Annotated in this window: 23 protein-coding genes; 11 read left to right on the top strand and 12 right to left on the bottom strand. The window is 43.5% G+C overall.

The genetic code is table 11. The annotated features are described in order from the left end of the window. The first annotated feature begins 22 nt into the window (after positions 1-22). Positions 23-784, top strand: a complete 762-nt coding sequence (locus ACZ1GZ_RS10645; RefSeq protein ID WP_472664855.1) for a sulfite exporter TauE/SafE family protein — start codon at positions 23-25, stop codon at positions 782-784. 48 nt (positions 785-832) lie between these two features. Here ACZ1GZ_RS10645 and ACZ1GZ_RS10640 read toward each other — a convergent pair whose 3' ends face one another. Beyond that, on the bottom strand, positions 833-1,492 hold the full coding sequence (locus tag ACZ1GZ_RS10640; RefSeq protein WP_472664854.1) for a LysE family translocator: 660 nt from the start codon (positions 1,490-1,492) through the stop codon (positions 833-835). Between the two features lie 4 nt (positions 1,493-1,496). Continuing rightward, the gene (locus ACZ1GZ_RS10635; protein WP_472664853.1) at positions 1,497-1,970 is read right to left on the bottom strand and encodes a YbaK/EbsC family protein; all 474 of its coding nucleotides are present in this window, start codon (positions 1,968-1,970) and stop codon (positions 1,497-1,499) included. Between the two features lie 96 nt (positions 1,971-2,066). Between ACZ1GZ_RS10635 and ACZ1GZ_RS10630 the strand changes: the two genes are divergently transcribed. From ACZ1GZ_RS10630 to ACZ1GZ_RS10620, 3 genes are all read left to right on the top strand, one after another. Then, on the top strand, positions 2,067-2,537 hold the full coding sequence (locus tag ACZ1GZ_RS10630; RefSeq protein WP_472664852.1) for a thermonuclease family protein: 471 nt from the start codon (positions 2,067-2,069) through the stop codon (positions 2,535-2,537). Between the two features lie 57 nt (positions 2,538-2,594). Continuing rightward, positions 2,595-3,080: a hypothetical protein gene (locus ACZ1GZ_RS10625; RefSeq protein WP_472664851.1), complete on the top strand. Its 486-nt coding sequence runs from the start codon at positions 2,595-2,597 to the stop codon at positions 3,078-3,080. 100 nt (positions 3,081-3,180) lie between these two features. Continuing rightward, entirely contained in the window at positions 3,181-3,825 is a 645-nt protein-coding gene (locus ACZ1GZ_RS10620) for a LysE family translocator (protein ID WP_472664850.1), read from the top strand. 11 nt (positions 3,826-3,836) lie between these two features. On the opposite strand, the gene ACZ1GZ_RS10615 is transcribed toward ACZ1GZ_RS10620, so the two are convergent. From ACZ1GZ_RS10615 to ACZ1GZ_RS10585, 7 genes are all read right to left on the bottom strand, one after another. Further along, positions 3,837-4,013 carry a hypothetical protein gene (locus ACZ1GZ_RS10615; protein ID WP_472664849.1) on the bottom strand — a complete coding sequence of 59 codons (177 nt, stop codon included), beginning with the start codon at positions 4,011-4,013 and terminating at the stop codon, positions 3,837-3,839. Positions 4,014-4,022: 9 nt separating this feature from the next. Beyond that, positions 4,023-4,409, bottom strand: coding sequence for a gamma-glutamylcyclotransferase family protein (locus ACZ1GZ_RS10610; protein WP_472664848.1), 387 nt, complete (start codon positions 4,407-4,409; stop codon positions 4,023-4,025). 41 nt (positions 4,410-4,450) lie between these two features. Further along, the gene (locus ACZ1GZ_RS10605) at positions 4,451-4,795 is read right to left on the bottom strand and encodes a DUF2513 domain-containing protein (protein ID WP_472664847.1); all 345 of its coding nucleotides are present in this window, start codon (positions 4,793-4,795) and stop codon (positions 4,451-4,453) included. Between the two features lie 288 nt (positions 4,796-5,083). Beyond that, positions 5,084-5,959, bottom strand: coding sequence for a hypothetical protein (locus ACZ1GZ_RS10600; protein ID WP_472664846.1), 876 nt, complete (start codon positions 5,957-5,959; stop codon positions 5,084-5,086). A 314-nt stretch (positions 5,960-6,273) separates the two neighbouring features. After that, positions 6,274-6,708, bottom strand: coding sequence for a ribbon-helix-helix domain-containing protein (locus ACZ1GZ_RS10595; protein ID WP_472664845.1), 435 nt, complete (start codon positions 6,706-6,708; stop codon positions 6,274-6,276). A gap of 29 nt (positions 6,709-6,737) precedes the next feature. Then, complete coding sequence (locus ACZ1GZ_RS10590; protein WP_472668281.1) at positions 6,738-7,301, bottom strand: DJ-1/PfpI family protein; 564 nt, start codon at positions 7,299-7,301, stop codon at positions 6,738-6,740. A 94-nt stretch (positions 7,302-7,395) separates the two neighbouring features. Then, on the bottom strand, positions 7,396-8,046 hold the full coding sequence (locus tag ACZ1GZ_RS10585) for an FMN-binding negative transcriptional regulator (RefSeq protein ID WP_472664844.1): 651 nt from the start codon (positions 8,044-8,046) through the stop codon (positions 7,396-7,398). Between the two features lie 361 nt (positions 8,047-8,407). Here ACZ1GZ_RS10585 and ACZ1GZ_RS10580 point away from each other — a divergent pair, with 361 nt between their 5' ends. Both ACZ1GZ_RS10580 and ACZ1GZ_RS10575 read left to right on the top strand, forming a co-directional pair. Beyond that, the gene (locus ACZ1GZ_RS10580) at positions 8,408-10,960 is read left to right on the top strand and encodes a methyl-accepting chemotaxis protein (protein WP_472664843.1); all 2,553 of its coding nucleotides are present in this window, start codon (positions 8,408-8,410) and stop codon (positions 10,958-10,960) included. Between the two features lie 226 nt (positions 10,961-11,186). Next, a complete protein-coding gene (locus ACZ1GZ_RS10575; RefSeq protein WP_472664842.1) occupies positions 11,187-11,708 on the top strand; it encodes a hypothetical protein in 522 nt (173 codons plus the stop codon). Positions 11,709-11,899: 191 nt separating this feature from the next. Here ACZ1GZ_RS10575 and ACZ1GZ_RS10570 read toward each other — a convergent pair whose 3' ends face one another. After that, complete coding sequence (locus ACZ1GZ_RS10570; protein ID WP_472664841.1) at positions 11,900-12,337, bottom strand: GNAT family N-acetyltransferase; 438 nt, start codon at positions 12,335-12,337, stop codon at positions 11,900-11,902. A gap of 209 nt (positions 12,338-12,546) precedes the next feature. On the opposite strand from ACZ1GZ_RS10570, the gene ACZ1GZ_RS10565 reads away from it, so the two are divergent. From ACZ1GZ_RS10565 to ACZ1GZ_RS10550, 4 genes are all read left to right on the top strand, one after another. Continuing rightward, a complete protein-coding gene (locus tag ACZ1GZ_RS10565) occupies positions 12,547-13,260 on the top strand; it encodes a pseudouridine synthase (RefSeq protein WP_472664839.1) in 714 nt (237 codons plus the stop codon). 205 nt (positions 13,261-13,465) lie between these two features. After that, positions 13,466-15,175, top strand: a complete 1,710-nt coding sequence (locus ACZ1GZ_RS10560; protein ID WP_472664838.1) for a tetratricopeptide repeat protein — start codon at positions 13,466-13,468, stop codon at positions 15,173-15,175. Positions 15,176-15,301: 126 nt separating this feature from the next. Continuing rightward, entirely contained in the window at positions 15,302-16,330 is a 1,029-nt protein-coding gene (gene mgrA / locus ACZ1GZ_RS10555) for an L-glyceraldehyde 3-phosphate reductase (RefSeq protein WP_472664837.1), read from the top strand. A 135-nt stretch (positions 16,331-16,465) separates the two neighbouring features. Further along, entirely contained in the window at positions 16,466-16,774 is a 309-nt protein-coding gene (locus ACZ1GZ_RS10550; RefSeq protein WP_472664836.1) for a TIGR03643 family protein, read from the top strand. Here the strand turns inward: ACZ1GZ_RS10550 and ftrA are convergent. Then, positions 16,769-17,770: a transcriptional regulator FtrA gene (gene ftrA, locus ACZ1GZ_RS10545; protein WP_472664835.1), complete on the bottom strand. Its 1,002-nt coding sequence runs from the start codon at positions 17,768-17,770 to the stop codon at positions 16,769-16,771. The genes ACZ1GZ_RS10550 and ftrA overlap by 6 nt on opposite strands. A gap of 100 nt (positions 17,771-17,870) precedes the next feature. On the opposite strand from ftrA, the gene ACZ1GZ_RS10540 reads away from it, so the two are divergent. Further along, entirely contained in the window at positions 17,871-18,254 is a 384-nt protein-coding gene (locus ACZ1GZ_RS10540) for a nuclear transport factor 2 family protein (protein WP_472664834.1), read from the top strand. A gap of 113 nt (positions 18,255-18,367) precedes the next feature. On the opposite strand, the gene ACZ1GZ_RS10535 is transcribed toward ACZ1GZ_RS10540, so the two are convergent. Beyond that, complete coding sequence (locus tag ACZ1GZ_RS10535; protein WP_472664833.1) at positions 18,368-19,009, bottom strand: DUF4259 domain-containing protein; 642 nt, start codon at positions 19,007-19,009, stop codon at positions 18,368-18,370. Positions 19,010-19,075 lie beyond the last annotated feature (66 nt).

The following is a 19,075-nucleotide window of genomic DNA, read 5'->3' as shown; positions in this document are numbered from 1 at the left end:
GCCAACCTGAGGAACCTCATTATTGCTCGACACTCTGACTAATTTTACCAATCTCACGCCAAATCTCATCTGGATCGTGATCGCAACCAGCTTGTTTGCCGGCATCATACGTGGGTTTACAGGCTTTGCGCTGTCTGCCGCCTTAATGGCGATTTTGTCTAATTTTATTCCTCCGATTGAAATAGTTGCAATTTGTTTGATTCTGGAAATCATCGCATCTTTCGTGATGATGCGTGAAGGGGCGAAAAACGCCGATATGCGTGTGGTATGGGCTATGGTGATTGGTAGTACTATTGGAACGCCGATCGGGTATTTTGTTTTGACCAATATTGATCAGGAAACATCCCGCATTGTTGCACTTTGCGTTATTACAACGCTTGCACTTTTGTTGTTTATAAAAATCAAGGCCAGCATGTTAGAAGGCAATTCTGGGCCCTACCTGGCTGGAATGGGTGCTGGAATGGCAAATATGGCCTCTGTTGGCGGCATGGTGATTGCGCTCTATGTACTAGCACGCGACCGAGCCACTAGCGAAATGCGCGGTACTTTGGTGATGTATCTTATGATTTCCATCATTGGCAGTATTATATTCCAGCTTTTATACGGATTATTGACCGTAGAATCGTTAAAGCGCGCAGGTTTAATGACCCCGTTCGTGATTTCAGGGATCATGCTGGGAAGTTACTTCTTCCAGCCCTCCTTGCAAAAATACTACAAGCCTGTGTGTCTTTTGGTTCTGATCGGAATTTGCATTGCAGGTTTAATCCGACAATTGGTTTTTTAGCATACTGTTGATCATCTGTATGATTGCATTAGTTCGTCAATTCATTGTCTAAGGCTTAAATCGCGCCAGCCCAACGCCAAAACCGATAAACACGATGCCTGTGATACCGTTTAACCAACGCTTGGAGCTTTGTTTAAATTGATCACTGCGTGCAACATTTGAGAGTTTTGCGACCAAAATTGCCATGGATGAAAACCAAATCGCATTTAAGATTGCTTGCGATGTAACAAAGCCATACGCAGTCGCGGCACTGGTTTCTCCCACTTCGATGAATTGCGGAAATGCAGAAAGATAAAAAAGCGATACTTTGGGGTTAAGCGCATTAGTCAAAAAGCCTTCCATAAAAGCTTTCATCAAAGTGCGCTTACGCTTTGCAGGCGAAACATGTTCAACCGTCGCCTCGCCTTTGATTGCCAAATAAATTGCCTTTATCCCAATCCAGCACAAATATGCAGCACCTAAATATTTAACAATCATAAAGGCTGTTGCGCTCTGGGTGAGCAGCACGGATATCCCAAAAATTGCAAAGGTGCCGTGCACGTAAAAACTTGCAAAAAAGCCCGCAACATTGGCAAATCCTGCGGCTCTGCCCGATGTGGGAACAGTTTTGGCAATCAGCACACCATTGGGCCCCGGCGACATAACCATAAGCGCAGCGAGCAACATGAAAGAAACAATATTGGAGTTGAGTAATTCTTCTAAAAACATGAGCTTAATCTCCTATGACTTTCAACGTGGTAGCACCTGTCATCTCTAACAAAGTTTTTGGGTCGATATCAAAAACAGCATTCGGTGCACCCGCTGCAGCCCAAACGCTGTCAAATGTGAGCAAATGCGCGTCCACATAAGTTTCAAGTGGCGTGAGATGTCCAACAGGTGACACTCCGCCAATCGCAAAACCGGTTACTTCGCGAACCGCGCGTGCATCTACTCTACCTAGCTCCTCACCAATAACCGCTTTAACAGCATTCATATCAACCTGGTGATCACCTGACACCAACAGCAACTTCATTTTTTCGCTATCTTTACCCATAAAGATTAGAGATTTGACGATCTGACCAACAGCACAATTGCAAGCAGTTGCTGCTTCTTGTGCAGTTCGTGTGCTTTCTGGCATGCGGATGACTTTCGTTGACACACCTGCATCTAAAAGTGCTTTTTCAACACGCTTTACGCTCTTTGACATAATAAACACCCTAAAACGACTAGACTTCAACCTTGTAGTCTGATGATTGTAAATTATATAATTAAAGAACGAAAACCCCGAATGATTTTTTTCTAAATGCTGCGATTTTTGCTCACCTCACTCGCGCTACCAATTTTACAACGCACCCTGCCGCACATCATCCGTGCAGGAAAACAAGGCATGGAAGAAGCACGTGCGCGACGGGCAGAAAAAGAACGCGGTACTGCCCATTACGACCGAATTGAAGATGTAGCTGTTGGCGTTGTTCATAAAATTGTTGATGGGGACAGCCTTTATATTGATGGCCATGACAAGCAAGTTCGCCTTTGGGGCGTAAATGCCCCTGAGCGCCACGAAGTGGGATATAATGCTGCTACGCAGAGCCTACGAGACCTCGCTTTTGGTCGTGAATTACGGGTTGAGATCGTTGGAAACGATAAATATGGCCGTACACTTGGACGTTGCTATTTTGAAGATGGCATTGAACTTAACCATGAACTGATCAAGACCGGGAATGTGAAAGAATATTTTCGTTTCACAAAAGGATATTACTCAAATTTACGTTGATTTTGTTCGTGTTTTTCGATTAAATTTGCGCCAGAGCAAATCAGTTTATGTGAATTCATGAAGACCGTTATCCTTGAACATTTCTACCCAGCTGCACCCAAAGATGTTTGGGATTTAGCCATTGATTTTAATGCGCTTCGAGAAGTGAGCGAACATATGGTCACCTTTGATGGTCTGCCGGAAGGTTCGATCTACGAGGGGCAATCAATTGAAGTGATGGTTTCTTTGTTTGGGAAGCTCCCTAAACAACCTTATTACATGGAAGTTGTGGAATGCGATCACGACAAGATGGTGTTTTCCTCATCCGAACGCGGCGCTGGAGTGAAGCATTGGAAACACAGGCTGACCATCACCCCACATGAGAATGGCACCTTGTTAAAAGACTCTATCGAAATTCAAGCAAAAATTGGGTTTCTTACTCCGCTTTTTGCGCTCTGGGCAAAACATATGTATGAAGCACGCCATCAGCCACGCCTTAAAATATTAGCGCGCAACGGCTTGCTTAATTCTGGCGAACCCAAGCCAATTGTAGATTTGGCATGAGGTAAATGAGGCTGCGCGAGGCGCACTTAGATCTCATGAATTTTACCTTCCCAACGGTGCTGACATAGACATTGAAATCGTGATGGTCTAAAGCCTCGTCATGGATCAGTTACTTCTTGTATATTTGACATATTTTCTGGGTGTTGCGAGCCCGGGTCCGGCCAATTTTGCCATTATGCATACCTCGCTTGAACAAGGTCGATTATCTGGCATTGCATTCGGATTTGGCGTTTTTACCATCTCGCTATGTTTTGGGATTTCGTCGGCTTTCGGTTTAGGTGCCATTATCGCAAATGCGCCGACAATCTATGATGTCATGACGTTGGTTGGCGCGATATATCTCATCTACATGGGTTATAATTTGGCGCGCAAGGTGGTTGATCTAAAGGGAAACAGCGTTGAACCTCCAGCGAATGATAACATGCCATCTAAGACGCTTTTCACGCATTATATTCGCGGAATTTTGATACATGCTACAAACCCAAAAGCGATCACGGTTTGGCTGACCATCATCTTGCTTGCAACATCGGGCCAAGGTGGAAAATTTATCTCACCGCTGCAAGTGGTGATTGGATGCGCAATAATCGGGCTCACATCTTTTATGAGTTATGCAATCTTTTTCTCATCCCGCCCCATGGTAGCGCTTTATACCCGCATTCGAAAACCATTTACGCTCACATTAGCAGGTGTTTTCGTGCTGGCAGGATTGGTGATGTTGTTCCGCGCATGGGCAGCGTTTAGATAGATTTTAAGCCATCATCCTTGCGTATCTTTGGGTTCTTCCACGCAAATCCACGCGTCATAATCAAAGTCATTTCCAGCATCCAGGCATTCTCCAATCAGCGAGATATTTTCTCTATTGGCAACCGTAAACGCTGCAAGAGACGAGACGATGAAAAACATGATGATCCATAGGTTTTTGGGCTGAAACATGAGGGGTTTCTAGCTGTTATCTTGGCGCTCATCAAGTGGGGCAAATTCCTCGCCCACCAGATAAACACAGCATTCCTTTTCCCCAGCTTCCGTTTGCACCATAACAGGGGTGCGGAAATAGCCCTCACCTTCAAATTCATCTAGTCTCGCCCAATGATTTGGAAGATCAAAGCTCTCAAAGATATGAAACGGAACCTCAGGGCCTTCGGGATCTAAAATAAAGCCGGGAAATCCATAATGTACACCCCACCCGGCTTTAATCAAACGGCCACGCACCGTGCCTTTGGACCAAACGCCTTGCATGCCATCCATTTGGTTATAATTACACTCTCCCGGCGCCAATGTGCCATAAGATGCTAATCGTGTTTGAGCGGTATGGGTTTTATTATCAGTCATGTCTCGTGCTTTTACTATTTTTGCACGGCATATTAAACCAATTATACAGCGATTGTCTCTGGTATTTTTCGCTTCATCAAGCTCAATGCGATATCATTTAATATCTCAAGCGTACCACCCCCAGCTGAGGCTGCAAGCTCCTTGGTTTTTAACCAGTCTTCCTCGTCTCGAATAGCATGGATAAAGTCATATCCCTTATTGGTCATCCGATAGGCGTGGTTTTCATAGCGTTCAAAAAAACCACCATCGACAAGAAGTTCACAATGGATAAACTTCTTCTCAGCCATAGAAGGTGCCCCGATATGCAGCGCGACAACCATAAACCATTCATCAGATGCCTCAAACTCAAGCAGTAAATCTCTGATATATTCGTAATCACGTACCAAAACCGTTCCCCCAGAGCAGTGTAAGTACTAATATTTTAGCATAGCAAAAAAACAACTTATACTACTAGATTTAGTGATATTACTGCATAATACTTGCCAAAATTGGCTTAATAGTATCGCCAAACAAGAGAAAAGTATAGGATAACAAAAAGACACTTGAACGTGCGAACCATCTAAAGATAGCGAATATCTTGGTTAGATAAATGCTAAATGCATGATGTATATATTTTGATCATTTTTATATAAAAATATAATACCAACTGAATGTCTACTTGGCGTTATTAGTATTCAAACCGGATCCGAATAATCCATATAAGCCATTCCGTCTATTAATTCTCGTATTTTCTTGATTGATGAATAGGCTTGTTTTTTTAGCTGGCGGATCACATGTTCCTTTGTCGGGTCGCCATCTAGTATGATTATTCGGGATGCAATGTCTTTTATATATTCTCTAGCTTCGAATAATTCTGCTCGAATTTTGTAGGGATCTAAATTTCTATCAACGGAAAACAGCTGATCTAACAGCTCTATTAGCTTCATATCATTTTTTGCAAATCCATTACCCCATATCTCGTCTGTGTCTAATTCTGTTGTTGTAACATGTTCATAAATATTCGAATACTCAGCTTCCAACTCTAACTCTTCGATACTAAGAAAATGCGGTTTGTCCTCAGTAGCACCATGGCTTGTTTCTACTGATTTATTTTGAATATTTTCAAACCTTTTTTCAAGTTCAGCCTTTTTTATGCCATCCAATTTAGAAAGTTCTTCCTGTTGTTTAACGGCCGAGGCTATTAATTCCTCTTTCTTTTTTTCTAACGCTTGTTGTTGTTCAACTTTTTTAAGAGCAAGTTCATGCGCTGAGTCTTGAATTAGTTTTCGTAATTCGTTTGTAGGTATTCTGACTATTGCTGCTGATATAAAAGTTATAAATGGCATTGCTAACGCGATAAAAACTCCGAGAAAAGCTGGTATAAAAAACAACTCAGTGTCAGTTGTATGGTCATTCCAATATTCCAAACGCTTTCTTACGCTATTGTTCGCAAACAAAACATAGAATATCGGTTGCCAATTCCAAACAATAAAAGCCAAAGTAACAGACCCAACGATGGGCGACTTTATTCTTTGGTTATACGCCTCAAACATTTCCTTTAGCCAGTCCATTTATTCTCCATCAGATAGAAGGCTTTCACACAGCATCTCACATTGAATAAAACAATACCTGAAGTGTAATAATTAAAATTTTTCCACTACTAATTGCATTTAATGACATAAACTTTCTAATGCTTAGAAACCTGCACTAACGATAGGTCTTGATAAATCGGTGAAGAGCCACACGCAATCCTCTGGCGTTCTGACCCTTTAAACTACGAGAAAGCCTTGTCTGGTTTAGTTCTAACTTGCGAGCAATTGTCGGTTATTAATTGCTCCGGAAGTAGTGACCTCGGAACCCTTTTAATCCCATTCCAAAAACAGCCTTAATTCAAGGCTTTGGAGGTGTGGCGGGTATTATCTTTGACATATTGAATATCAATATCATCGGCGCCCATGTTTTTTGAACGACGTTGATCGCGTTCTGCTTCGCGCCTTAACAATGCCGGCGCATCAACGGTTGAGAGTTCGCTCTCGTCATCACGGGCGATTTCATCATCGGCAATAAGTGATAAATAGCGCCCTGCGCAAACGCGCAAAAAGGATGTGAAATTGCCAAGATCATGGTCGGCATCCATCGCTTCAAGATATAGTTTTGTGATCAATTGATTGGTCGTCATGTGATCGCGGGCTGCGATTTCTGACAGGATGGCCCAAAAGAAATTCTCCATTCTGATAGATGTTGCAACGCCGTCTATTCGCAAAGACTTTGTTCGCGACACCCATTTATCGCCTTCAGAACCGATGAATAACTCACACATTTTGGGCCTCCCTTTGTAGCGCTTAAGTACTAGAGCAATGCCATAAATTGCTTCATCCATGCAGGATGCGCTGGCCATGCTGGCGCTGTGACCAGGTTACCATCGGAGACGGCATCTGTCACTTCGATCTCAGCAAATTTGCCCCCCACAGCCTCTACTTCAGGCGCACATGCAGGATATGCGGAGCAGTTTTTACCAGATAACACACCAGCAGCTGCGAGAAGCTGCGCACCATGACAAATTGCAGCGACGGGTTTATTTTCATCAAAGAAATGACGCACCATCGCCAAAACCTCTTCATTAAGGCGAAGATATTCAGGTGCCCTACCGCCTGGGATGACCAATGCATCATAGGCATTTGCATCAATCTCATCAAAACTCGCGTTGAGCGCAAAATTATGCCCGGGCTTTTCGGTATAGGTTTGATCACCCTCAAAGTCATGAATTGCTGTTTTGACACTATCGCCTGCACTTTTATTTGGGCAAACAGCATCAACTTGATGGTCACATGCCAATAATGTTTGAAATGGCACCATTGTTTCATAGTCTTCGGTGAAATCTCCCGTAATCATCAAAATCTTCGCCATGCGTATTCCTCCTTTTGCATATTGCGTAAGGCGAATGTGACATAAAGATTTATGGCGCGGGTGTTATGTGAATACTACATTTTTTCGCGCCAGACGGCTGCTAATCATCCAATTCGCGCATCATTTGGCGCATCCATTCGATTTCACTGCCGATATCACTGTTTGCCAAGCCATCAATTGCGCGATGACGAACCTCGTCAGGTTTATTTTGCGATAATTTCCAAGTGCCAGACATATCTGGTTTTATCTCACCATCTTTTTCGATTTTGTCGATCATGAGTTTAACCGGGACAATTTGCCGGGTCATCTTGTCAAAAATCTCCGGTGTCATCTTATCAATGGTCCAGGGTTTTTTAGGTGCCAAACGGGCTTCTGTTACCGCGGATAATCTTTCTAAAACACCGCGGATATCATCTTGAGGCAAACGCTCCAATTTGCCTCTTATATGAACAGCAACATAGTTCCATGTTGGCACTTGATCTGGAACACCGTACCAATCTGGTGAGATATACGCATCCGGTCCCTGCACAGTAAAAACGACATCTTTTGGTGTGTCTAAATGACGTAGAATCGGATTTGAGCGAACCAAATGCATTTCTAAAAATTCAGCAGTTTCATCCAACAAAAATGGAACATGGGAGACCAAAATGCCGTCAGAATGAGCAAAAATCAGCGATCCAAATACTTTTTTCATTAATAGCTGATACTTTTTCTCTATTTCGACATTCCTGAAATTTCGATTTGGGTGCATTATTTTTCCAATATTTTCCTAGAAATTACATATTCAACTAATTGATTTTATTTTCGTAAAACCGCGCTAATTATCTGTAAAATATACGATTTTGCTCCGTAAACTGCATTTGTGTCATTTCGAATTAAAAATGGCGCATTAGAATATTTTTTCAAACACCATTTTTCATCTGATAAATGGGCCATAGATACTTAGAATTGTTGTTAAGTTATCGTCAATAAAGCAGACATAATCTAGCTTAAAGTTTAGGCATTTTACCGACGTTTGTCGCTACTGCTCGATTGATAGAGCCACGCATGCCATGTCCAATATCTTGATCGCAAATTATACGAATTCGCTATTCGTCGGGGATAATTTTATCATGCGTCTTTCTCATCAATTATTACTTGCTATGTCGCTTACAACAGTCGTTGCTATTGGCGCGACAAGCTACACTGGAATCAAGGTCGCCTCTGGCAGTTTAGAAGAAGCTTATAATGAAAAGCTATCTGCTATTGCCGATGGTCGCAGAAACCAACTCGAGACATTTTTCCAAGGTGTGAATGACAATCTGAGTTCGTTAGCAAAAAATGATAGCATGTCTGCAGCTTTGAACATGTTCAAGATGGGGATTGAGCAGGTAAAAGCAGAAGATCCAGCCAAAGCGATTAAAGGTCTTTATGAATTTAAAGGTGCCAAAGAAGACCTGTTTAAGTATTATAAAGAAACAGGTTTGACCGGCTATGGCACACAATTGACCAAGTTTGGCCCCCTTTTGAAGCAATTTACAGCCGAAAACTCATTAGGTGATCTTTATCTCATCAACAAAAACGGTGTTGTTGTATATTCTTCTGCTGCAAATGCTGAAATCTCAACCAATTTGGACGATGGACCGTTTACGCAAACGGCATTGGGTACGCTTTATGCGCAGCTTAAACAAGATTCCGCAGACAAAGCTGCTGCGTTAGAATCCGCGAGCGAAAATGGCACAGATCAAATTCAAGAACAAACGGGCTTATCGCAAGACAGAACCGTACGTCTTGAAGACTTTGCTCCTTATTCTTTGCTAAATGACAAACCTGTTGCATTTGTAGGCATCCCCGTTACAGACGCAAAACACTTCTTCTTCGGCGCTATCATTGCCCAACTGTCCGAAGAACGTATTGCGCAAATTCTGAACAATCAAACAGGGCTTGGTTTAACAGGTGAAACTGTCCTGCTGCGCAATGATGGGACATTGCTTTCAGAATCATTAAGAACATCGGAGAATGACGCGCTTTCAACGAAAATCGACCTGTCGCCTATTGGCAGCATTGAAGGTCGCGACATCGTATCTGGAATTCTACATGGTTATCGTGACATGGAAACCATGGCCGCAGTTGCAAAAGTCTCTTATGGAACAGCACCTTGGCAGGTCGCAGCCATTGTTGATCATAAAGAGGCGCTCCAAGGTGCAACGACCATGCGCAATTGGATTTTATCCGTAGCAATGGTTGCCTTGCTCGCTGCCCTTGGATTTGCATTCTGGTTCGCACGTAGCTTAACGCGTCCGATTAATGCAGCAATTGATAATATGCATGAGCTTTCCAACGGCAATACCGACTTCGAGCTTTCTGGCGAAACTCGCAAGGATGAAGTTGGTGATATTGTGCGTTCGATTGAACATTTCCGTCAGTCTGAAATCGACAAATTGCGCATGGAAGAAGAATCTATTGCAAATCGTGATTTGAACGAAAAAGAACGTTTGGCAAATGAAGCTGAAAAACAAAGCCAGACAGAGCAAGTTTCAAAAACAGTAGCTGAGCTTGCCAAAGGTCTAGAGGTATTGGCCAGCGGTGATTTGGTCACGACACTTGATACTCCATTTATGGAAGGTATGGAGCCGGTTCGCCAAAACTTTAATGGATCGGTTGCAAAACTTCGCGATGCTTTATCAGGTATTAGCAACACAGCAGGCTTGATCCGCGATGATTCAAATGAGATCTCATCGGCTACAGATGATTTGTCTCGCCGCACAGAATCTCAAGCTGCTGCGCTTGAAGAAGCTGCTGCTGCACTGACTGAATTGACTGAAAATGTTCGCGCTGCGTCTGAACAAGCGGCAGAAGCTGCAAGCCTTGCGCAGAGCGCAAAAACGGACACGGACCAATCAAGCGAAGTGGTTTCTAACGCTATGTCAGCTATGTCGCGTATTGAAACAGCATCAAGCGACATCAGCGGTATTATCAATGTCATTGATGAAATCGCATTCCAGACCAACCTCCTTGCTCTAAACGCTGGTGTGGAAGCAGCGCGTGCCGGTGAAGCAGGTAAAGGCTTTGCTGTGGTTGCTCAGGAGGTTCGTGAACTTGCTGGCCGCTCGGCGGAAGCTGCAAAAGAGATCAAGAGCTTGATCAACACATCTAATACTGAAGTTGGTGAAGGTGTGAAGCTTGTTAAGAAAACAGGTGAAGTTCTTGAAAAAATCTCCGGTCAGGTTGCAACCATTGAAGAGCGGATTGCTGCTGTGGCAACAGGTGCCAGCGAACAACTCGGCGGCATTCAAACAGTGAACTCAACTGTCAATGAGATGGACCAACGCATCCAACAAAATGCGGCAATGGCTGAAGAAACAACTGCTGCGACAACACGTTTGGTAGATGAGATTAATCAGCTCACCCAAATGGTTCAGTCTTTCCGCATCAATGAACAGCAAGCGGGTGCTCAGGCAAATCTTTCAGATCCAAAGCGGGCGCCAACACCCAAACCGGCCCCAAAACCGGCCCCAAAAGCTACACCCAAACCAGCTCCGGTAGCGCAACAAAAAGAAAAGCCAGAATCACAAGCTTCACAGCTTAAGAATATGGCGACAGCGATGAAAACCACATCGCAAGCCAAACCCGCAGCTGCCACTCAGGAATGGACTGATAGCGACGATTCCTGGGATGAATTTTAGGATCAATTGATAAAAAAGACTGATCCGGTATTCCTACCCTAAACCCGGATCAAATTACACCCGCCAGCCCCTCTACCTGGCGGGTATTTTTTTAAGCTCTTGCGCTTTTTTAGCATTTGTTAAGGCTGTTTGAAAAACGTAAATATCAATAGCCTTTTGTTAAATCGGCTTAAACACATCCTGTCCAAAATGACGTTTTAAATTTCAATCAGGTTTCAGCGAAATCATGCGTTTGTCAGCTAAAATCATAATCACCATTACCGGGTGCTCAATCTTTACCGCGTTTGTAAGTGCAAATGCAGCGGTTTATATGGCTTCAAATGGTGTTGAAAACATAGCGCTATGGGTCGCAGCGGTTTCTGCCCTCGCGTTATTGGCTGTATTAAACTTTGCGATCCTAGCAGCGCGCATATCATCGCGCCGTGTTCAAGTACTACAACTGCAGATGCAAGAACTGGTAAATGGCAGCACAAACTTTGTTGTCTATCGTGACAGACACAAAGACGAGCTCTCTGAAATTTCGCAATCTGTTGAAGCCTTACGAGTTCAATTGTCCGATAAAAATCGCCAGATGGCTGATCCAGACGCTGAACTAAAAGCGCTAAATATTAAAACAGCAAATGAAACTGATGTTTCTATGACATCGCCCGATATTCAGGCCAATAGTTTGAAAAACACCGCAGAGATCATGCGTTTTGCTGAACTGCCTTCTTATCAAAAAGATGGTGCTGATTGGGATGATGTATAAATAATCTCACACGTAAATAAGAAAAACCCGCCAGCGAATAAGTATCGATGACGGGTTTCATGCCCACGACATAATAAAATGTCGCCCCCGGCATTTATTCGTATACAACGAATAGTCACCCTAATATGTATAGCTAATCGTATAGCGCTGCAAGTTTAAACAAAACACAAGGTCACAGAACGCTTATTTTTTCAAACGCGACGAACCATCAAACGACCTGAATCAATATAGTTTTGAAAGCCAAACTTACGATATAAATCGTGCGCGTTATCTGTACCGAGCATAAAGCTTGGCACTTGCTCTAATTCTTTATGGCTTAAGATTTCATGCATGAGCTTTTTTGCAATACCATGCCCACGAAATCCATCAAAAACAAATAAATCAAATATATAGGCAAAAAACGCTTTATCGGTCACAACTCGGGCAAAGCCAATTTGCCGGTTGTGGTGTGGTCCGTGGTTTGGATCGTGTAAACGTGCGATAAAACACAGAGAGTTTTCAAAAGATGTTCGAATTGAATAGGGCGAACGCCCTGCCCCCCAATATGTGCTTTGCAAGAATGTGCATACGCGCTCAAACTCAATGTGGCGTTTATCGGTGGTAATCTCAATGCCGTATGATTCTTTCATAAATGTGATGTTAGCGTTGATTGGTAAAAATGCGAGTGAAATCTACAAGCAACAATTTTGTCGATTAAATCTAACAGGTTGAGGATATTATTGAACTTAATTCGTTCATCTATTGCCATAGACACGGTTAAATAAGATAAGCAGCTTATGGCAGCTAAATCACATAAAGACGAAAAGCGAGTTTCGGCAAAACCGAATAAGAACAAACCTTGGAAGAAAAAATTCCAAAGGAGCGTGATCAAACGCCATCAAATTTGATTGAATTTGATTACCAACCACCGGCGGATATGCCCGTTGAAATATATTCAGACGACCAATTGGTAGTTTTTAGCAAACCAAGTGGTCTGCTATCTGTTCCTGGAACGAGACCTGGTCGACAGGACAGTCTGGTTAGCAGAGCACAAACGCTTTTTCCCACAGCCCGCATTGTTCATCGATTGGATATGGATACTTCCGGGCTCATTGTTATGGCTCTTAACGCGGATGCGCATCGCAATTTATCCATGCAATTTGAAGCAAGAAATATTGGAAAACTATATCATGCTTTAATTGCGGGACATCCAAACAAGCATGACGGCGTGGTTGAGCTACCATTATTCGTTGATTGGCCCAATAGACCAAAGCAGATGGTAGATTTTGAAAACGGAAAACCGGCAAAGACAGAATACGAAGTTATCAAAACATACGAGCGTGAGGATGGCTTTAAATTTGCGCGTGTTGCGCTTCACCCCATTACCGGACGTTCCCACCAATTGCGCGTTCACATGTTGGAACTTGGTCACCCGATCTTGGGCGATGTTTTTTATGCAAAAGATGAAGCTTTATCAGCTAATTCTCGGCTTTGTCTGCATGCCTCAGAGTTGAGTTTTGATCATCCGATGACGGGCGAACGCATGCAATTCACCCAGAATCCGGACTTTTAATAAAATGCAAAATCTAACCGTCTTTGACGCAAATATTTTGCGATTGTGAAAAAATGAGCTGAAAAATTCAAAATTATCCTGTTTTTTGGGGTTTTATTATAACGAAAAGTCGAATTCACACTGCGCTGCTTGACAAGCTGCATGAATACTTCTTCTATACCTATACTGGTACTTTTCCATAGCTGGATGAAAGACGGGCAGTTTAATGGAACAAATTTCGCGGGACGAGATTATGAAATCTCTTGATCGGATTTTAGCGTCCGAGGAATTTGCTTCGTCTCCTAATCTGAAAAAGTTTTTAAGCTACATTATCGAACAAAAGCTTAGTGGCAATGAAGCTGGTCTTAAAGCCTATTCAATCGCGATTGATGCCTTTGGACGCTCTGAAGATTTTGATTCTCAAATTGATCCTATTGTCCGTGTCCAAGCTGGCCGGTTAAGAAAAGACTTGGAGGATTATTACAAAGGAACAGGTGCGAATGATCCCATTCGTATTGATGTTCCAAGGGGAAGTTATAAACCAGAATTTCATCGGCAAAATATAGACACTGTTGAAGACGACATATCACATATCTCAGCGTCGGATGTGCCCAAAACTGCCAGAAAAAATGATAACAGCACGACGAAATACGCCATTGGCACTTTAATTGCCACACTCGTAATCGTTTTATTGGCAGGCATTGCCCGTCATCAATATTTCTTACCCGGATCTGATACGCCAACTATTTCGACATCACAAAGTGAAGCATCTGAAACTATCAGCGTCGTTATTCATAGTGGTTGGGAATCTCAGGACGGTATAGACACACAAGATATTCAATTTGCTCAGGAATTTCGCCAATCATTGTCGCGAAATACATCCGTAACGATCATTTTTACAGAAGGCCATGATGTTAGAACCTCTACAGATTTTGTTATTAAGCAGAGTTTTTTGGGCACACAAGATGATCGCTTAATTTCACTTGAGCTGGTCAACGGCCGAACCAATGAGCTTGTTTGGGGCAATACATACTTGCGAGCGGACAATCCCAATTTGCTGACGCAAGCGGTCAGAGATATGAATAGTCAGCTCTTTGGAGCATCGGTTCGTGCGCTGGAAGGACGTGACCCGCGACGTCTTTCTGCACAACAACTCTTTGTCTTGGCAACTTGGGTTCCTGGCCCAGCAAAAAGCACATTGGAGTGGGAGAAAGAACGGGTATCGCTGGCGCGTTTAGCCATCAGCAAAGATCCAGGTTTTGGTCCCGCCTATTCTGTTCTAGCCGATAAGCTTGCTTATTTGGCAGCGATAGATGGCCCTTCAAATACGCAAGATGCACTTATTGAAGCTGCAGAAAGTGCACGCTTGGCGATTGAACTCAATTCAGGCGATCCCAATACTGTATTCAACGTAGCGCAATATAACTGGCATGCTGGGAATTTATTTGATTCAATCCGGTTACAAAAACGCGTTTTGGAACTTGCTCCAAATCATGGTTTTGCAGGATTTTTCACCTCAGTTTTACCCTTTACATGTTTGCCACCACCGGTGCGCGTGCTGCGAGAAGCAATAGAATTTGATAATTCGCTGAGCGCAGACAATCCTGTGCGCTGGGTTACGCTGACATGGATCGGCTGGGCGCATATGCTACGCGGCGAATTGGAACAAGCTTTAGAGGCTGAGGAAAAAGCAGCTCAGATTTTTCAAATTCCCTACACAACGATCCGGCGTGCAGCGATCTTGAATTTGCTTGGCGAAAGCTCGCAAGCTGCAGAAGCAATCTTGCAACAACGGACAAATTGGCCAAACTTAAGTCCAGATCATTTTGCCTATGTCACCTATCCGCGGATATGCCAGGATGTGGAAAATCCAGATAAGCAGATCCTCTTGGATATTTACAAAAAGCTGGCTGAAGATTTGAAGGGCCTGGTTTGATAAAGTTGAACGGCGTATTGCACGTTTCTTGATCAGAATAATAATAAACAGCGCCCTAGCCTTTTCTTCAAGACTCAAATAAATTTCCCTTCCCGAGAACAATCCGTAAATTTTGAGAGCTATTTTATGACTTATACACCCGCAGCTGATCGCTATGAAAAAATGACCTACCGCAAGTGCGGGAATTCAGGTTTACAATTACCTGCAATTTCTTTGGGTCTATGGCATAATTTCGGCGGTGATACTCCTCATGACACCAAAGTCGATATATGCCGCACAGCTTTTGACAACGGGATCACGCATTTTGATCTGGCAAATAATTATGGCCCTCCAGCAGGTAGTGCCGAGGAAGCATTTGGCGAAATTTTGAAAACGGATTTTCGTGGTTATCGCGATGAGCTGATCATTTCATCCAAAGCTGGTTATAAAATGTATGATGGTCCTTATGGGGAATGGGGCAGCCGCAAATATTTGATGGCGTCATGCGATGCAAGCTTGAAACGTATGGGGTTGGATTATGTTGATATTTTCTACTCCCACCGCTTTGATCCCAATACACCATTGGAAGAAACAATGGGTGCACTTGATCAAATCGTGCGTTCAGGCAAGGCATTATATGCTGGTATTTCGTCCTATAATTCTGAGCGTACGCGCCAAGCTGTAAAAATCTTAGAAGATATGGGCACACCAATGCTCATTCATCAGCCGAGCTATAACATGCTCAATCGTTGGGTTGAGAAAGATGGATTAAAAGATACGCTTCAAGATCTTGGTGTCGGCTCCATTGCGTTTACACCACTAGCGCAAGGCATGCTGACAAACAAATATCTTAATGGCATTCCAGAAGGCTCTCGCGCAACGCAAGGTAAATCTTTGCTTGATGGCTTTATCAATGAACGCTCAATCGGTTCGATTAAAAAGCTCAATGAGGTGGCTGAGAGCCGCGGTCAAACATTGGCGCAAATGGCTATTGCCTGGGTGCTTCGTGAAGGCGGTATTACAACAGCTCTTATTGGTGCATCAAAAGCTTCACAAGTAACTGATTGTTGTGGTTCGATTAACAATCTTGATTTCACTGCGGAAGAACTTGCACTCATCGATGAATATTCTTCAGAAGAAGATATCAATCTTTGGGCACGCTCAAGCAGCGAATAGGCTAAACAACATTTATCACAAGAATACCTGCTGCGTCTGATTATTCAGGCGCAGCATTTTTTTGCAGATCCATGACTAAACCAAACCGTCGCGTAACACGTAACAAGTTTTGAAATTCTAAAAGGCAATATGTGTATGAATAAACGTTCTTTTCCCGATGATTGGCCAAAAGGCAAACCAGCGCGGCGTTCCAATGGTCTCGACAGCAATGGTAAATCGGTGGAAACACAACTCACCGATAGTGAGATTATTGAACTGGCCTGGTGCGATCAAACCACATTTGACAGCATTGAAGAGCAGTCTGGCCTGACAGAACAAAATGTTATTCATCTCATGCGCTTACGTTTAAAACCCAGCAGTTTTAAACTTTGGCGTAAGCGCGTATCTGGCCGTCCAGCCAAGCACGGTGCAAAATCTTCTCAACGCCTTAAAAAGATTTCATAGCTTTTCGTGCAAACTTTGCAACGCACTGCCCAATCGTTCGCGATAACGAACAGGCGGGACACCCATGGTTTTCCGAAATTCACGACGAAAAGTTTCTGCAGATCCAAAACCGCATGCGCTCCACACATCACCGAGCGCTACCTTATCATTTTCAAGGAGTTCAGCTGCTCGTGCGATGCGCTCATTCTTAAGCCATTTAAGCGGTGTGGTGCCCGCTTCATCTGAAAATTTGCGCGCAAGCGTGCGAACACTTGTTGCCGCTTCATCTGCCATGCGTTCAATTGGCCAATGCTGATCTAGCGAGGCACGAATGATATCTTGAAGTGATGCAAGGCCCGAACCCGGCCGTATATCGGGTTCCGGTCGCGGTACAAACTGGCGTTGGCCTCCATCACGTTGTGCAGGTAAGACAAGGCGGCGCGCAACTGTTGCTGCGGCTTTTGCTCCAAAGTCCTTGCGAATGATATGAAGACCAAGATCGAGCCCGGCTGCGGAACCCGCTGAGGTGAAAACCCGATCTTCTTCAATGAACAAAACATCAGGATCAACTTGAATATCAGGGTAATTCTGCGCCAATAAATCAGTGTAGCGCCAATGCGTTGTCGCCCTGCCGCCATTGAGCAAGCCAGATGCTGCAAGAACGAAAACCCCAGAACATATAGACGCAATGCGTGCACCATTTTCGTGTGCTTGTCGAAGGGCCTTGCAAAGTTTCTCTGGCACCGGTTCACCAGCCCCTCTCCAACCTGGAATTAAAACCAAACTAGCCTGTTCTAAAAGTTCCAAATCATATTCTGCATCCATTGTAATACCACCAGCGGCGCGAATGGGTCCGGGCTCCGCTTTTACCGTTGCAAAACGATACCACTGGCTAAATTCAGGGCGCGGCAAAGCAAACAACTCCACCGCGATGCCAAACTCAAAGGTGCAAAGACCATCGTAAGCGATCACACAAACCATAGGGGATTTTTCATCACTTTTTATCATATTGGTCATTTTGGCAGAATCCGACTGTACATTGTCATATCTGCCAGTATCGCAGAAAAATTCTTCATGGCAAGTATGCATCACAAATTAAACAACGGAGATGAAAACCATGCCTTCACATTCAAGCTTAACCGATGCAGTTCAAACATATTTCGACGCGCTTTATGAATGTAATGTTGAAAAGCTCAACTCAGTCTTTCATGAGACATCGAGCTTGTTTGATGTTGATAACGACAAAGTCTTTGTCGAACCAATTGAAAGTTTTAGCCGCGATGTTTCAACGCGTACATCACCACAAAACAAAAATCAGGTTCGTGAAGACGAGATTTTGATGATCGATTATCTTTCACCCAAATGCGCAACAGTTAAGATCAGATTACGCGCGCATCAAAACATTTTTGTTGATCATCTAGGCTTTGTTTATGGGGAAAATGGCTGGAAGATCGTCTCAAAGATCTGGCATCTAGAGAAATTGCTGGATCAAGCAGAATAACCTGGCCTCACAGTTTATGAGCACTTACGCCTGACCGATAAGCATATTAATGAGCTTTAAACCTACCCTATTTTAGGTGGCAAAAGGTCACCTAAAATCCCATCTAGAGGGTATTAAACCTCAAATCCCATATGTTGCATGAGAACTTTATGTGCGGCATCAGTTGGTGAACCATCTGCATTTAATGCCGGCTCTTTGATAATCTCTTCAATACACTTGCTGTGCGGATGGATGGAACATGTACCGCCATGTTCTGCTGTATGCTCAAAATATATGCCATCGCGCTCAGTCACAACTTCATAGCACAAATAGCAATATCCCAGAAAGTCGTCAGGCAATTCGTCCTTGGCATCTGTTTTGGGTGCCGCATAAGGCTTGGAGGGCGTTAGCCTTAATTCCAGATCATCAAGCGCTGATTGCCATTCGCTGTCATCCTCTTCCGCCCAAAGCTCAGATAACTCAGATGTTTTGCGAATGTGTGCAATAAGGGTTTTGGCAGCGCTAAGCTGCTCGTTTGAAATTTCACTGTGCTCGAATTCTGGTAATTCGGGGGCGTCTGCTGGCGGTCTTCCGATTGCGATAGACAGTAGATCGCATGCTGCGAGCGCGATTGACGCATCTTCAGCATCTAATGCATTGTTTAGCTTTTTGGAGAACTTATTAAGCGTTTTCACCGCCGAGTTAAAATCATTTAAACCACTGACGTAATCCAATGCAGTATCATTGCTGAAACTACCTGATCCCCAAACACCCATCTTTATTCTCCCTTTGTGAGAGCTTGATAGTTACACAAGAGATCTTAAAGGGTGTTGAGTTTAAAT

Source organism: Lentilitoribacter sp. JB5-8, from assembly GCF_055693385.1.
The sequence above is the reverse complement of the archived record's forward strand: the minus strand, read 5'-3'. Positions and strand labels throughout refer to the sequence as shown.